This window comes from Streptomyces sp. NPDC127092 (assembly GCF_042722475.1).
In the GTDB taxonomy this organism is placed as follows: domain Bacteria; phylum Actinomycetota; class Actinomycetes; order Streptomycetales; family Streptomycetaceae; genus Streptomyces.
Genome location: NZ_JBHXFE010000229.1, coordinates 1 through 446 on the forward strand (window position 1 = coordinate 1; position 446 = coordinate 446).

General features: G+C 69.1%; 1 protein-coding gene. It reads right to left on the reverse strand.

The window, feature by feature from the left end:
- Positions 1 to 402: transcription elongation factor GreA (locus ACFWJO_RS39175; RefSeq protein ID WP_386873000.1), on the reverse strand; the 402-nt coding region annotated here is incomplete at its 3' end.
- Positions 403 to 446: the final 44 nt, after the last annotated feature.

Here is a 446-nt window from a genome sequence, read left to right on the forward strand (position 1 = left end):
GTTGATGGCCTCACCGAGCGGGGAGCGCTCGGAGTAGACCTCGAGCGACTCGTCGTCCGCGGCGATCTCGCGGTTGCCGAAGAGGAAGGTCATCTCGTCGCCTGCGACGACGGCGGTCACCACGGTGCCCGGGTGCACGGCGCCGTCGTTCTCGGCGGCCTCGCCCACGCGGGCGGTCTCGAGCAGGTGCTTCAGCTCGGCGATGCGGCCCTCGTTCTTCGACTGCTCCTCGCGGGCGGCGTGGTAGCCGCCGTTCTCCTTGAGGTCGCCCTCATCGCGGGCGGCCTCGATGCGCTCGATGATCTCCTGACGGCCGGGACCGGAGATGTACTCGAGCTCCTTGGAGAGGCGATCGTACGCCTCCTGGGTCAGCCACGGGGCGTCGGACTGGCTGGTGGTCATGCTCTGTTCCGCCTTTCTGTCTCGGGTGATGCGGAGTCCGGGGC